Source organism: Nocardia colli, from assembly GCF_008704205.1.
In the GTDB taxonomy this organism is placed as follows: Bacteria; Actinomycetota; Actinomycetes; order Mycobacteriales; family Mycobacteriaceae; genus Nocardia; species Nocardia colli.
The window spans coordinates 1,282,678-1,297,147 of the sequence record NZ_VXLC01000001.1; the positions used below are offsets into that span (position 1 = coordinate 1,282,678).

Annotated in this window: 10 protein-coding genes; 5 read left to right on the plus strand and 5 right to left on the minus strand. The window is 68.5% G+C overall.

What is annotated here, in order from left to right; genetic code table 11:
• From F3087_RS06090 to F3087_RS06105, 4 genes are all read right to left on the minus strand, one after another.
• On the minus strand, positions 1-678 hold the full coding sequence (locus F3087_RS06090) for a TetR/AcrR family transcriptional regulator (protein ID WP_150400705.1): 678 nt from the start codon (positions 676-678) through the stop codon (positions 1-3).
• The gene (locus F3087_RS06095) at positions 675-2,957 is read right to left on the minus strand and encodes an MMPL family transporter (RefSeq protein ID WP_150400706.1); all 2,283 of its coding nucleotides are present in this window, start codon (positions 2,955-2,957) and stop codon (positions 675-677) included. Before F3087_RS06095 ends, F3087_RS06090 begins: the two co-directional genes overlap by 4 nt.
• 86 nt (positions 2,958-3,043) lie before the next feature.
• Positions 3,044-4,345 carry an ammonium transporter gene (locus tag F3087_RS06100; RefSeq protein WP_150400707.1) on the minus strand — a complete coding sequence of 434 codons (1,302 nt, stop codon included), beginning with the start codon at positions 4,343-4,345 and terminating at the stop codon, positions 3,044-3,046.
• A 134-nt stretch (positions 4,346-4,479) separates the two neighbouring features.
• Entirely contained in the window at positions 4,480-5,304 is an 825-nt protein-coding gene (locus tag F3087_RS06105) for a hypothetical protein (RefSeq protein ID WP_150400708.1), read from the minus strand.
• A gap of 468 nt (positions 5,305-5,772) precedes the next feature.
• Here F3087_RS06105 and F3087_RS06110 point away from each other — a divergent pair, with 468 nt between their 5' ends.
• The 4 genes from F3087_RS06110 (at position 5,773) to F3087_RS06125 (ending at position 13,346) form a co-directional block, all read left to right on the plus strand.
• The gene (locus tag F3087_RS06110; protein WP_150400709.1) at positions 5,773-8,421 is read left to right on the plus strand and encodes a DNA polymerase III subunit gamma and tau; all 2,649 of its coding nucleotides are present in this window, start codon (positions 5,773-5,775) and stop codon (positions 8,419-8,421) included.
• Positions 8,422-8,712: 291 nt separating this feature from the next.
• Entirely contained in the window at positions 8,713-9,927 is a 1,215-nt protein-coding gene (locus tag F3087_RS06115) for an acetyl-CoA C-acetyltransferase (RefSeq protein ID WP_150400710.1), read from the plus strand.
• A 39-nt stretch (positions 9,928-9,966) separates the two neighbouring features.
• Complete coding sequence (locus F3087_RS06120; protein ID WP_150400711.1) at positions 9,967-12,117, plus strand: 3-hydroxyacyl-CoA dehydrogenase NAD-binding domain-containing protein; 2,151 nt, start codon at positions 9,967-9,969, stop codon at positions 12,115-12,117.
• Between the two features lie 122 nt (positions 12,118-12,239).
• On the plus strand, positions 12,240-13,346 hold the full coding sequence (locus tag F3087_RS06125) for an esterase-like activity of phytase family protein (RefSeq protein WP_223884846.1): 1,107 nt from the start codon (positions 12,240-12,242) through the stop codon (positions 13,344-13,346).
• A gap of 100 nt (positions 13,347-13,446) precedes the next feature.
• On the opposite strand, the gene F3087_RS06130 is transcribed toward F3087_RS06125, so the two are convergent.
• On the minus strand, positions 13,447-13,899 hold the full coding sequence (locus tag F3087_RS06130) for a MarR family winged helix-turn-helix transcriptional regulator (RefSeq protein WP_223884847.1): 453 nt from the start codon (positions 13,897-13,899) through the stop codon (positions 13,447-13,449).
• 93 nt (positions 13,900-13,992) lie between these two features.
• Between F3087_RS06130 and F3087_RS06135 the strand changes: the two genes are divergently transcribed.
• Positions 13,993-14,454 carry an SgcJ/EcaC family oxidoreductase gene (locus tag F3087_RS06135; protein ID WP_150400714.1) on the plus strand — a complete coding sequence of 154 codons (462 nt, stop codon included), beginning with the start codon at positions 13,993-13,995 and terminating at the stop codon, positions 14,452-14,454.
• Positions 14,455-14,470 lie beyond the last annotated feature (16 nt).

Here is a 14,470-nt window from a genome sequence, read left to right on the forward strand (position 1 = left end):
TCAGCGGTCGCGGCGCAGCTCGCTCACCCAGGCGGCGAACTCGTCCGGCTCGGTATCGGCGCCGATCATGTCCACCACCACATGGCCGACGCACGCCGCGCGCAGCACCCGATTGGCCACCACCTCGGTATCGCCCCACGGAATGTAGGGCTTCGCGATCAGCAGCGACGCGATTCCGTGCGCGGCGGCCCAGAGATCGAGCACGACCGGCATCGGGTCGCCGGGAGTGATCACGCCCGCGTCCATGCATTCCTGCACCGTCTGCGAAAAGTGCTGGAACGCACCGCTGCCGAGCACCTGATCCACCGCGCCGACGGACATGGTCGGCACGGTCGCCAGCCGATACTGCTCGGGGTGCTCCCTGGCGAACCGGACATACGCCAGCCCCTGCTGACACAGCCGGGTGATCGGCGAGACGGACGGATCGGTCTCGGCGACGATCGCGGCGTCCAGGTCCTCGAAGACCTGCACGACCACGGCCTCGATGAGCGCGTCCTTGTCCGCGAAATGCCGGTAGATCGAGGGGGCGCTCACGCCGACCAGCTTGCTGATCTCGCGAATCGATACCGCATCGGCGTGCCCGGTGCGGGCCAGCAATTCCCGTGCCGCGTCGAGGATTTCGGTGCGCAGCTGGGCGCCGGTGCCGCGGGCGGACCGCGACCTGCGTGCTCCGATCATTCGCGCCCGGCCAGCACGCGCTCGCTGGGATCGGGATCGGCGTGTTCGCTCAACCCGATTCGGGCGTGCAGCCGGGCCAGCGGCGCGGGCGCCCACCAATTCCAGGTACCCATCAGCTTCATCAGGGCGGGCGCGAGCATGGTGCGGATGAGGGTGGCGTCGGCGAGCACGGTCAGGGTGAGGCCGAGGCCCATCAGCTGGATGAACGACACCTTCGAGGTGACCATCGCGCCCATCACGATGGCCATGAGCACGGCCGCGGCGGTGAAGATCCGGCCGGTGCGGGCGACGCCGACGGCGACCGCGTGCACGTTGTCCTCGGCGGTGCGCACGACGACGCCGTCGACCACGCGACCGGAGGCGAGCCATTCCTCGCGGATACGGGAGAGCAGGAACACCTCGTAGTCCATCGACATGCCGAACGCGAGGCAGAACATCAGGATCGGCATGGTCGGCGTCATGTAGCCGACCGGAGTGAAGCCGAGCAGGCCGGACAGGTGCCCGTCCTGGAAGATCCAGACCATCGCGCCGAACGCGGCACACAGCGAAAGTGTGTTGAGCACAATGGCTTTCAGCGGCAGGATCAGGCTGCCGGTGAACAGGAACAGCACCACGAAGGTGGCGAGCGCGATCAGCGCGACGGCCAGCGGCAGCCGCTTGCCGAGCGAGTCGAGGGCGTCGGCATTGACCGCCGCGCCGCCGCCGAACAGCGTCTGCCCCGGTGCGGGCACGGCGCGCAGTTCGCGCAACTGTGCCTCACCCGCCGGGGAGAACGGGTCGACGCGGGTCGCCACATTGATGTATTCGCCGGTGCCGTTTGCCATTCCGGCCGGACCGTTGGCGACCCGGCCGCCCTTGATGTAGACGCCGGCGCTGGACAGCACCGCCGAAACGCCGTCCGCCTTGGACAATCCCTTGGCGTAGTCGCCGATCGGCCCTGGGCCGCCTTGATATCCGTCCAGGACGACGGTGGTGTTGTTGCCCGCGTTGGCCGCCGGGAATTCCGCGCGCAGCACGTCGCCGACCTGGCGGGTGGCGGCGGTGGTCGGCAGCACCCGGTCGTCGGGATAGCCGAATTTCACGGAGAGGAACGGCGATCCGAGCGCGAGGAACAGTGCGACGAGGATCAGCGCGACCGGGATGGAATGCCCGGTCACCCAGGTCACCATCCGATACCACCAGCTCTGCTCCGGTACCGGCGGCTGCATCGGATCAGGGGCCGAACGACCGAACAAGCGCCGCAACGGAACTCGGATGTCGAGCGAATTCACCCGGTGCCCGAGCAGCACCAGCGCCGCGGGCAGGATCAGGATCGCCGCCGCGGCCGCCGCCGCGACCACCGCGACCCCGGCGTAGGCGAACGACCGCAGGAAGTAGATGTCGAAGATGCTCAGCACGGCCAGCGAAAGCGCAACCGTCAGTGCGGAATACAGCACGGTGCGGCCCGCGGTCTGCACGGCGCGGATCGTCGCGGCCACCGGTTCGAGGCCGTTGGCCAGCTCCTCGCGATACCGGCTGACGATGAACAGGCTGTAGTCGATGGCCAGCGCCAGACCCATCGCGGTGGTCATGTTCAGCGCGTAGATGGACACGTCGGTGATCAGCGTGAACATCCGCAGGATGGCCAGCGTGGTGAGGATGGCGAAGATGCCGACGGTCAGCGGCAGCGCGGCGGCGATCAGGCTGCCGAACACCAGCACGAGCACGAGCAGCGACACCGGGATCGCGACGCCTTCGGCGAGGGCGAGGTCGTGGGTGATCTGCTTGTTCACGTCGTGGAATACGGCGGCGGTGCCGCTCTGCCGGACGGTGATGCCGTCGGTGGTTCCGGTCAGTTGCTCGGTGAGCGCGCCCGCGGTCTCCTGGGACTGCGTGTCGTCGCCGGTCAGGTAGGCGAAGACCAGCGCTTCCTTGCCGCTGGTGCTGCGCAGCGCGGAGGCCACCGCGGGCGGCGCGGTCCAATACGACTGCACGCCTTTGACATCCGGGCGGGCGCGCAGCGTGTCGGTCAGGTGCAGGCCGACCGCGCGGGTGGCTGGTGCGTCGGCGCCCGAATCCGAGCTGACCAGCAGCACGTAGTTCGGCGCGGCCCCGTCGAAATTGTCCGCGAGCAACCGCGCGACCTGGGAGGACTCGGCGTCCGGCGAGGTGAATCCGGCGGACTTCAAATGCGCCGCCGCCGTCGCGCCGAACACCCCGCAGAGGATCGCGAGCGCGGCGGCGGCGAGCAGGATCGCCCGCGGATATCGGGTGACGATCTGTGCGATCCGGATCAGCACGCGCGGCTCCCTTGCTCGGCGCAGTGGGTTAACGACGTTAGCGTAACGCCGTTACCTCGGTGTCGATAGAGGGAGCCGCCATGCGATCAGTGATCCCGGTCACCCAGGTGGCCTTGGCCGAAATGCCCCTCGCCGAACCGCCGCGGGGCATGGCCGTGCACGCCCTCGGCGTAGGCGGTCTCGGCGTGCAGCGCGAAGTCGATGCCCGCCGTCTCTTCTTCCTGACTGACCCGGAAGCCGAGGGTGCGATCGATGAGCTTGCCGAGCAGGAAGGTCACCACGAACGCGTACGCCGCGACCACCAGCACCCCGACCAACTGCTTGCCGAGCTGCGCCAGCCCGCCGCCGAAGAACAGACCCTCGACGCCGCCGGTCATCACCTGGGTGGCGAGCAGGCCGATCAGCACCGTGCCGACGATGCCGCCGACGAAGTGCACGCCGACTACGTCGAGCGAATCGTCATAGCCCGCTTTGAATTTCCAGCCGACCGCGAACGAACACACCACGCCGGCGGTGAGCCCGACGATCAGCGCGCCGAGCGTGTTCACCGAGCCGCAGGACGGGGTGATCGCGACCAGACCGGCCACCGCGCCGGACGCCGCACCGAAGGTGGTCGGCCTGCCGTCGCGGATCTGCTCGACCGCGAGCCAGCCGAGCATGCCCAGGCAGCCGGCCACCAGCGTGTTCAGGAAGACCGCTGCCGCAACGCCATTCGCGGACAGCGCCGACCCGGCGTTGAAGCCGAACCAGCCGAACCACAGCAGGCCCGCGCCGAGCAGCACGAACGGCAGGTTGTGCGGGCGCATCGCGTCCGTCTTGAAACCGATGCGCGGGCCGAGCACCAGGGCGAGCGCGAGTGCCGAAGCGCCGGAGGCGATCTCGACCACCAGGCCGCCCGCGTAGTCCAGCGCGCCGAACGAGGCCAGCCAGCCGTCCGGACCCCATACCCAGTGCGCGATCGGGGCGTAGACGGCGAGCGCCCACACCGGCACGAAGATCATCCACGCGGCGAATTTCGCCCGGTCCGCGATCGCGCCGCTGACCAGTGCCGCGGTCAGGATCGCGAAGGTCAGCTGGAAGGTGGCGAACAGCAGTTCCGGTACCGCGCCGTGCAGGGTGGTCGGGTCGATGCCGGTCATGGCCAGGTGGTCGAGGTTGCCGATCAGCCCGCCGCCGGCGTCGTCGCTGAAGGCCAGGCTGTAGCCGAACAGCAGCCAGGCGACGGTCACCAGCGGGATCGCGATGAAGTTCATCATCAGCATGTTGAGCACGCCGGTCGAGCGCACCATCCCGCCGTAGAACAGCGCGAGCGCCGGGGTCATCAGCAGCACCAGGGCCGTGCTGACGAGCAGCCAGGCGGTGGCCGCGGGATCCAGGGATGTGGACACGGGAAGCTCCTTCCACGCGATATGCGTTGCAAGGAAATTACCGAATGCTCACCGCCGGATTTGCGCTGGTCTACGAGTCGCGCGCCGGTTCGGACATGGGATGTTTGCCGAATACGGCCGCTGAGCGGGACCGTTCAGGCGCGGGACTTGCGGGCCACCGCGCGCTGGCCGCGCTTGCCGGGAACGGGCAGATCGTCGCGCATGGCCACCCATTCGGCGGTGGTCAGCCAGAGTTCCTGGGCGCGGGCGTCGGCGGTGTTGTGGAAGATCCGGCGGCCGCGATCGTCGCGCAGTTCCTGGGCGACGGTGGACCAGCGCGGGGCGCGCTCGTGCTCGGTCAGGTAGTCGCCGAGGTAGGCGGCGACCGCGGTGCCGATGGTGTTGACCGGGCGCAGCGAGACTCGGTTGCCGTACTGGTCGGAGTGGAAACGGCGACCGGCGCACAGCGATCCGGCGTTGGCGTTGGAGGCGATCCAGCCGGCCCGCTGGGCGCGCTCGATCAGCCAGAGGTGTTTCACCGCCGACGGGGCGATGTCGCCGATGCGGGTGCGGATCAGCGTCATGACCTGCTCGGAGGACAGCACGTCGCGGCGGGTCGGGCCGATGCCGTGCGCGGTCCAGTGGGCGTCGGCCAGGGTGGCCAGCGCGCGGCCGAAGTCGTCGATGCTGCGCTGGGCGCGGCGGCCGAGGCGCTCGATGCGTTCGGCCTCGCGGCGCATCTCGTTCTGCGCGGTGAGGGTGCGGATCGCGGCCATGGTCGGCACCTGGCCGCGTTCGAGCAGCTCGAGGATGGCGGCGGAGGTGGCGGGATCGGCGGTGGCGGCAACCGGGAGGGAGTCGCGTTTGAGCGCGAAGTCCTGCGGGCTGATCGCGCGGCTCAGCAGATCGACCGCGGAACGATCGCCGGCGAAGTCGGTGCTGGAAAGCAACGCGGTGGCGATGTCATCAGGCTTTTGCACGGTGAGAAGTTCCTCCGATGGATGTGGAACTCGGCTGCGCTGGAACTCGGCGGTGCGGGAACTTTGGTTGTGCCCCGGTCGGGATGAGGGACCGGCCGGGGCAACCAACCTGATGAAGGTTTGGCTACCGAAGTTGCCGATTGCCACGGTAGCCAGCCGATTGCGTCGGTGTCACCCTCGTTGACGCTTTCGTTATCTCCACAAACCTGCGGTAAATCGGGGCATGAGTACATATTTTCCGGTCTACATGGGGGAATTGGGCGGTAATTTCCCGCGATCGACCGGTGCTTCGTCAGCGATAGCTCATGCGTTGCCGCTGTTGCTATCGGTCAGTGGGGGTTAATAAGGGCCGCAGAATCTTGTGATTTGGATCACATTCAAGGGGTCTCCGCTGTTGGTGTTCCGCCGCGCCGGGCCCGGCGGTCAGCGCGAATGTTCTTTGTCGGTGCGCGCCGGTAACCTCTGGCCGTGGCTCTGTACCGGAAGTACCGACCGGCAACGTTCGCTGAGGTAGTGGGTCAGGAGCACGTCACCGACCCACTGAGCACCGCCCTGGACACCGGCCGGATCAGTCATGCCTACCTGTTCTCCGGCCCGCGCGGCTGTGGCAAGACCTCGTCCGCGCGCATCCTCGCGCGCTCGCTGAACTGCGTGCAGGGGCCGACCTCGAAGCCGTGCGGCGTCTGTCCGTCCTGCATCGCGCTCGGCCCGGGCGGGCCCGGCAATCTGGACGTGATCGAACTCGACGCCGCGAGCCACGGCGGCGTCGACGACACCCGCGAACTGCGCGACCGCGCCTTCTACGCGCCCGCCGAATCCCGCTACCGCGTCTTCATCGTCGACGAGGCGCACATGGTCACCACGGCCGGCTTCAACGCGCTGCTGAAGATCGTCGAGGAGCCGCCGGCCCACCTGATCTTCATCTTCGCCACCACCGAGCCGGACAAGGTGCTGCCGACCATCCGCTCGCGCACCCACCACTACCCGTTCCGGTTGCTGCCGCCCGCCACCATGCGCGGCCTGCTCGGCAAGATCTGCGACCAGGAGCAGGTGACCGTCGAAGAGGCGGTGTACCCCTTGGTGATTCGCGCCGGCGGTGGTTCCCCGCGCGACAGCCTCAGCGTGCTCGACCAGCTGCTGGCCGGTGCGGGACCCGAGGGCGTCACCTACTCCAGGGCGGTCTCGCTGCTCGGCGTCACCGACGTCGCGCTGATCGACGACGCGATCGGCGCGCTGGCAAACAACGACGGCGCGGAGCTGTTCGGCACGGTCGACCGGGTGATGGAGGCGGGGCACGACCCGCGCCGGTTCGCCGTCGACCTGCTCGAGCGGCTGCGCGATCTGATCCTGATGCGCGCGGTGCCCGACGCGATCGAGCGCGCGCTGGTCTCCGGGCCGGGGGATGTCCTCGATCGGATGCGTGATCAGGCCGGGCGGCTCGGTCCGGCCACGTTGGCGCGTTATGCGGAACTGCTGCACGAGGCGCTCGGGGAAATGCGCGGCGCGACGTCGCCGCGGCTGCTGCTCGAGGTCGTCTGTGCGCGGATGCTCCTGCCGTCGGTCTCGGATGCCGAATCCGCCACGTTGCAGCGGTTGGAGCGGCTCGAACGCGGATTCGCCGGCGGGGCCGTCGCGCCGTTGCCCGCGGCCTCGTCGGGCTCCGCGCCCGCGGATGCGGCCGTGGCGGCTGTGTCCAGGCCCGCTCCTATTTCCAGCTCGCCCGAGTCGACCCGTCGCCGGGGCGCGGAGGCGTTGGCCGCCATCCGCCGGGAGACTGCTGGATCGTCCGGCGGCGCGCCGGAGAACGCGGGCAGCCCGGGTACTGCCGGGTCTACAACGACGGCCGCCCCGCCCGCGACGACTGCGAGCGATGTGGGTGCTGCGCAGACCCGCCACGAGCCGGTTGTCGCGGCGGCCGAAGCGGCACCGGCCGATGCTGTCCGGACCGAATCGGGTGCTTCGAACTCCGGCACCGCCTCGGCGAGTGCCGCGGGTCAGGATGCTTCAACGGACGGAGCGTCGGCGGCGACGGCCCGCGATACCGCTGAGATCGGCGCAGCCGTGCCCGCTGTCACCGGCGCAGATCCGATCGCCGCGGCGTCGGATACCGCGTTCGAACAGTCGGGCGCATCGACTCCGGCGCAGCCCGAATCCGTCAGCCCCGCAGCGTCTTCCGTACCGCCCGCGGCCGCGCCGGAGCAAGTTCCGGCCGGTTCGCCCGAGCCGGTACCGGCCGCGGATGAGCCCGAACGCGAACCGGTGCAGGCGTTTTCCGGAGTGGAATCGGTTATCCGGGAGGTTGCCGAGCAGGCTCCTGTCGAACCGGCCGCCGCGCCGCCCGCTGCGGTGCAGCCCGATCCGGTCGCCGAACCGGAACCGTCGACCGCCCCGAACGCGGACCTGCTGCGCGAGGTCGAGGCTGCCTGGGCGGACATCCGCGCCAAGGTGCGTGAGTTCGGCGCCGCCGTGCAGGCGATGCTGGCCGGCGCCTCGGTCTCCCGCATCGAAGGCGACACGATCGTCTTCGCCCATCAGCACGCGCCGCTGGCCCAGCGGCTCTCGGATCCGCGCAACCTGGACGCGGTGCGCTCGGCGGTGCACGCGGTCCTCGGTCGGGCGCACGATGTGCGCTGGGAGGCCGGCGGCGGCGCGGCGCGACCTGCGGCGACACCGCGGGGCGGTGGGCAGGCGAAGCCGCAGCGCGGGGCCGGGCAGCCGGCCGCGCGTGAATCCGGCAACGCGCCCGCGCGCGGCACGGATGCGCCTGCGCCGCCGCGTTTCTCGCGGCCGAGCCAGGCCAAGAACGCCGCTGCCGCGGACCCGGCGGGCGGCGCGAACAAGCCGCGCCCGTTCGGCGACGACGATATTCCGCCGCCCGATTTTCCCGATCTACCGGACGATCCCGGCCCTTTTGATTCCGCGCCGCCCGAGTCGGCGCAGCCCACGGTCGGCAACGAGGCAGGTGGCGGGGTGGTACCGGAGACCACGCCCGAGGACGAAGAGGAGATGATTCGCGCCGCGGCGGTGCCGGTGGCGCCCGAGGATCGGCGCGACCCCGACGAGGCTGCCCTCGAATTGCTGAAGAGTGAGCTGGGGGCCACACGGCTGAGTGGTTGACAACCACCGCCGCCAGGACGTTAAGTTAACCGGAGTTCGCACACCACGGTAGTATGAACGGGTGGCCGTGAGCTCCGGTACGACGAGGTTCTATGGTATGCCCAGGCGTATGGGCGATCGGAACCTGCGTCCGCCGTCGCATGCCGCGTTTTGTACAGCGTCAGGACGGTCGGTCGCGGGACCGGTCGGCGAGGTTACCCGCGGCTACCCCGCATCGCGCGGGGTAGCCGCACAGAGCGCTCGGACGGACGACGTCCGGCCGCCGCACCTTTAAGGAAGGAACACTCCGATATGACCACAGAGGCCTACATTTACGAGGCCATCCGCACTCCGCGCGGCCGCGGCAAGAAGAACGGCTCGCTGCATTCGGTCAAGCCGATCGACTTGACTGTTGGTCTGATCCAGGAGCTGCGCGGCCGCTTCCCGAACCTCGACGAAGACCGGATCTCGGATCTGATCCTTGGTGTCGTCAGCCCCGTCGGTGACCAGGGCATGGACATCGCCCGCACCGCGGTGACCGTGGCCGGCCTGCCGGACACCGTCGGCGGCTTCCAGCTCAACCGGTTCTGTGCCTCCGGCCTCGAGGCCGTCAACCTGGCCGCGCAGAAGGTGCGCTCCGGCTTCGACGACCTGGTCCTGGCCGGCGGCGTCGAGTCCATGTCCCGCGTGGCGATGGGCTCCGACGGCGGCGCGTGGGCGCTGGACCCGGCCACCAACTACGACACCTACTTTGTGCCGCAGGGTGTTTCGGCCGACCTGATCGCCACCATCGAGGGCTTCAGCCGCGATGACGTCGACGCCTACGCGGTGCGCTCGCAGGAGCTGGCCGCCAAGGCCACCACCGGCGGCTACTTCGCCAAGTCGGTTGTTCCGGTCAAGGACCAGAACGGCATCGTCGTGCTGGACAAGGACGAGCACATGCGTCCCGGCACCACCGCCGAGGACCTGGCCAAGCTCAACCCGTCCTTCGCCGTGATCGGTGAGATGGGCGGCTTCGACGCGGTCGCGCTGCAGAAGTTCTACTTCGTCGAGAAGATCAACCACGTGCACCACGGCGGCAACAGCTCGGGCATCGTCGACGGCGCCGCGCTGGTGCTGGTCGGCACCGAAGAGGCGGGCAAGGCGTCCGGCCTGACCCCGCGTGCGCGCGTCGTCGCGACCGCGACCAGCGGCGCCGACTCCACCATCATGCTGACCGGCCCCACCCCGGCCGCCAAGAAGGCGCTGGCCAAGGCGGGCCTGACGATCGAGGACATGGACCTCGTCGAGATCAACGAGGCGTTCGCCTCGGTGGTGCTGAAGTTCCAGAAGGACCTGAACGTCCCGGACGAGAAGCTGAACGTCAACGGTGGCGCGATCGCGATGGGCCACCCGCTGGGTGCCACCGGCGCGATGATCACCGGCACCATGGTCGACGAGCTGGAGCGCCGCAACGGCCGCTACGCCCTGATCACCCTGTGCATCGGCGGCGGCATGGGCGTGGCGACCATCATCGAGCGCGTCTAAACCCAACCGGCAGCTGAGAATTCAAGGAGACACAGAGCTGTGAGCGAAACCAACATGATCGGTTGGGAGCAGGATTCGGACGGCATCGTCACGCTGACGATGGACGACCCGAACCAGGGCGCCAACACGATGAACGAGCTGTACAAGACGTCGATGACCGCGACCGTCGAGAAGCTCGAGGCCGAGAAGGACAACATCACCGGCGTGGTGCTGACCTCGGCGAAGAAGACCTTCTTCGCCGGCGGCGACCTGAAGAACATGATCAAGGTCGGGCCGGACGACGGCCAGGGCGTGATGGACGAACTCTTCACCATCAAGGACGCGCTGCGCCGCCTGGAGACCCTGGGCAAGCCGGTCGTCGCCGCGATCAACGGCGCCGCGCTCGGCGGTGGCCTGGAGATCACCCTGGCGACCCACTACCGGATCGCCGCCGACGTGCCGGGCGTGCAGCTCGGCCTGCCCGAGGTCAGCCTCGGCCTGCTGCCCGCCGGTGGCGGCGTCACCCGCACCGTGCGCATGCTCGGCCTGCAGAACGCCCTGATGCAGGTGCTGTTGCAGGGCAACAAGTACCGCCCGGGCAAGGCCAAGGAAATCGGCCTGATCAACGAGGTCGTCGGCTCGATCGAGGAACTGGTCCCCGCGGCCAAGGCCTGGATCAAGGCCAACCCCGAGGGTGGCGTGCAGCCGTGGGACAAGAAGGGCTTCAAGATCCCCGGTGGCACCCCGTCCACCCCGGCCTTCGCGGCGAACCTGCCCGCGTTCCCGGCCAACCTGCGTAAGCAGCTCAAGGGCACCAACATGCCGGCCCCGCGGGCGATCATGTCCGCCGCGGTCGAGGGCGCGCAGGTCGACATCGACAACGCGTCGCTGATCGAGTCGCGCTACTTCGTGCACCTGCTCACCGGCCCGGTCGCGAAGAACATGATCCAGGCGTTCTTCTTCGACCTGCAGTCCATCAACAACGGTGGCTCGCGGCCCAACGATGTCCCGAAGAAGGACATCAAGAAGATCGGCGTGCTGGGCGCGGGCATGATGGGCGCGGGCATCGCGTACGTCTCCGCCAAGGCGGGCTACCAGGTCGTGCTCAAGGACGTCACCATCGAGGCGGCCGAGCGCGGCAAGAACTACTCGGAGAAGATTGAGGCCAAGGCCCTCTCCCGCGGCAAGACCACCGAGGAGAAGTCCAAGGCGCTGCTGGACCGGATCACCCCGTCCGCCGACGCCAAGGACTTCGACGGCGTGGACTTCGTGATCGAGGCCGTCTTCGAGAACACCGAGCTCAAGCACAAGGTGTTCCAGGAGATCGAGGACATCGTCACCCCGGACGCGCTGCTGGGCTCGAACACCTCGACCCTGCCGATCACCGGCCTCGCGGCCGGTGTGAAGCGCCAGGAAGACTTCATCGGCATCCACTTCTTCTCGCCGGTCGACAAGATGCCGCTGGTGGAGATCATCAAGGGCGAAAAGACCTCGCCCGAGGCGCTGGCCCGGGTGTTCGACTACACCCTCGCGATCAAGAAGACCCCGATCGTGGTCAACGACAGCCGTGGCTTCTTCACCTCGCGCGTGATCGGCACCTTCGTCAACGAGGCCATCTCCATGCTCACCGAGGGCATCGAGCCCGCGACCATCGAGCAGGCCGGTCTGCAGGCGGGCTACCCGGCCGCGCCGTTGCAGCTGTCGGATGAGCTGAACCTCAAGCTCATGCAGAAGATCGCCAAGGAGACCCAGGAGGCCGCCGAGCACGGCGACACCACCATGGGCAAGAAGCGGCACCCGGCCCAGGATGTCATCGACTACCTGGTGTCCGAGGGTCGTCCGGGTCGCCTGGAGAAGGCCGGCTTCTACGAGTACGACGAAGACGGCAAGCGCACCGGCATCTGGCAGGGCCTGCGCGATCACTTCAAGACCACGGCGGACTTCACCGTGCCGCTGCAGGATCTGATCGACCGCATGCTGTTCATCGAGGCGATCGAGACGCAGAAGTGTTTCGACGAGGGTGTGCTGGAGACCACCGCCGACGCCAACATCGGCTCGATCTTCGGCATCGGCTACCCGGCCTGGACCGGTGGCGTGCACCAGTTCGTAGTCGGTTACCCGGGTGGGCAGGCGGCGTTCGTCGAGCGCGCCGACTACCTCGCCAAGACCTACGGCGATCGCTTCGAGGTTCCGGCCTCGCTGCGTAAGTAGTCACCAACGGTAAAGCCCGCCACCGCGTTTCGCGGTGGCGGGCTTTCGCCGTTTCACGGGTGGTTCGGCGGATTCGGGTGCTGTTCACCTGTTGGTACCGCATTATGGATAGCGTGGTCTTCGTGAGACGTGGACAGGCACGACGTGCGCAAACCCTGCTGGTCGCGGCCGTCGCGCTGGCGCTGGCCGCGGCGCCGGCCGGCGCGGAGCCCGAGTCGGGCCACGCGGTCCGGCTGCTCGGCGAGCAGGTGATCCCCAACGATCTGGACTTCCAGGGCACCAGGGTCGGCGGCCTGTCCGGCATCGATTTCGATTCGCGCACCGGCGATTACGTGCTGATCAGCGACGACCGTTCGGAGCGCAACCCGGCCCGGTTCTATACCGCGCGCTTCGCGGTCGGCGAAAACGGCCTCGGCCCGGTGGAATTCACCGGCACCCGGCCGCTGCTGACTCCCGGCGGCACCGTGTACGGCCCGAAGTCGCTGGACCCCGAGGAGATTCGGATCGATCCGTGGTCCGGGGACTACTTCTGGTCGCAGGAGGGCGAGCGCACCGACACGGTGCTGGCCGACCCCTCGGTCCGGATCACCCGCCCCGACGGAACTTTCGCGGGCGAGCTGCCGATCCCGGACAACGAACGGATGCAGCCGAATTCGGGTCCCCGGCAGAACCTGGCGCTGGAGGGCGCGACGTTCGCCGCCGGTGGTTCCCTCTTCCTGACCTCGGTGGAAGCCCCACTGCTGCAAGACGGTCCGCTCGCGACGACGACCGCGGGCGCGACCTCGCGGATCACCGTGCAGACCCGGACCGGTCAGCTGCTCGCGCAATACCCGTACACCATGGAGCCGGTGTTCGCCGAGTCCCGGCCGCAGCCCGACCTGGGCATGAACGGCATCGCCTCGATCCTGGCCGTCGACCCGGTCGATCCGGCGAAAGTCCTTGTGCTGGAACGCTCCTTCGTCTTCGGCGTCGGCAACAAGATCAGGATCTACGAGGCCGACCTGCGGGGCGCCACCAACGTGCTCGACGCCCCGCTCGGCAATGCGCGTCCGGCCGCCAAGCGCCTGCTGGTCGACCTGGCCGACGTCGGCCTGCGCAATATCGACAATGTCGAAGGCATGACCTGGGGCCCGCGCCTGCCCTCCGGCGAACGCACCCTGATCCTGGTGAGCGACAACAACTTCGCCGACAACCAGATCACCCAGTTCATCGCCCTCGCCGTCCGCTGAGATGCCGATTGCGGCCCGCCGCGCACGAATCAGCCTGCCGCGCGTGAGATCGTCGGCGAATTCGTGCGCGGCGGGATGAAACGTGCGCGGCGCGCTGGTGTCAGTCGGTGCGCAAGTCTTCGGTCGCGTCGCGGAATGCGTCGGCGGCGCGGGTGAAGTAGTCGAACAGCACCTCGCGTTGTTCGGGCGTGTAGCCGCCGACGATCTCGCCGATCCGGCGGCGAGCGGGTGCCAGCACCTCGTCCAATTCCGCTGGCGTGCCTACTAATTCGACCAATACCTTGCGTCGGTCACCGGGCACCGGCACGCGGCGTACGTAACCCGCGGCTTCCAGCCGATCGATCAGCCGCGTTGTCGGACCGGTGGTCAGTCCGCTGCGCGTGCCGAGCTCGCCCGGCGTCATCGGCCCGGTCAACTCCAGGATGTTCAGCGCGTACAGATCGGTCGCGCCCAGGTCGACGGCCCGCGCCCCGGCCTGTCCATGCAGCATGACCGCACTCAGATACCGCTGGTAGACCTTGCTCGCATCCGAGCGCGCAGAAGGTGTTGACACGGCCGACCTCCATCTCATAATCTCTTCCTCAACGAAGAAACTTCTTCAAAGAAGAAAGCTCTTCTACGCAGAGAATCTATCACGGAGGTCATCATGAGCAGCAACAACCTCGACCAGCAGCGCCAGGAAATCCGCGCCGTCTTCACCGAAATGGTCGCGGCCTGGGGTCGCGGCGACGCCGACGCGTACGGCGCGGTCTTCACCGCGGACGCCACCTACACCGCCTGGTTCGGCACCCTCTTCCAGGGCCGCGCGGACATCGTCGAATCCCATCGCGCCCTGTTCGGCAGCTTCCTGAAGGGCACCGAGATGGCCGAGGACGTGGTGGACATCCGCCTCTACGGATCCGACACCGCGGTGGTCAACAGCCGCGGCGACCTCTACAAGGGCAGCCCGAAGACGCCGGACCGGCTCGGCAAGGTGCAGACCTACACGCTGGTCCGCCAGGACGGCCGGTGGCTGATCGCCAGTTTCCAGAACACCAAGCGCAAGAAGCTGATGGAGCGCTTCACCTTCCGCTTCGCCCCGGGCGCTCGCCCCGCCGCCCAGCGCTGAAAGCACCCCCACCGAC

Excerpts from the sequence above, each read along its gene's own strand:
- F3087_RS06090 (WP_150400705.1), bottom strand. The coding sequence starts at position 678 with ATGATCGGAGCACGCAGGTCGCGGTCCGCCCGCGGCACCGGCGCCCAG.
- F3087_RS06115 (WP_150400710.1), top strand. The coding sequence starts at position 8,713 with ATGACCACAGAGGCCTACATTTACGAGGCCATCCGCACTCCGCGCGGC.
- F3087_RS06135 (WP_150400714.1), top strand. The coding sequence starts at position 13,993 with ATGAGCAGCAACAACCTCGACCAGCAGCGCCAGGAAATCCGCGCCGTC.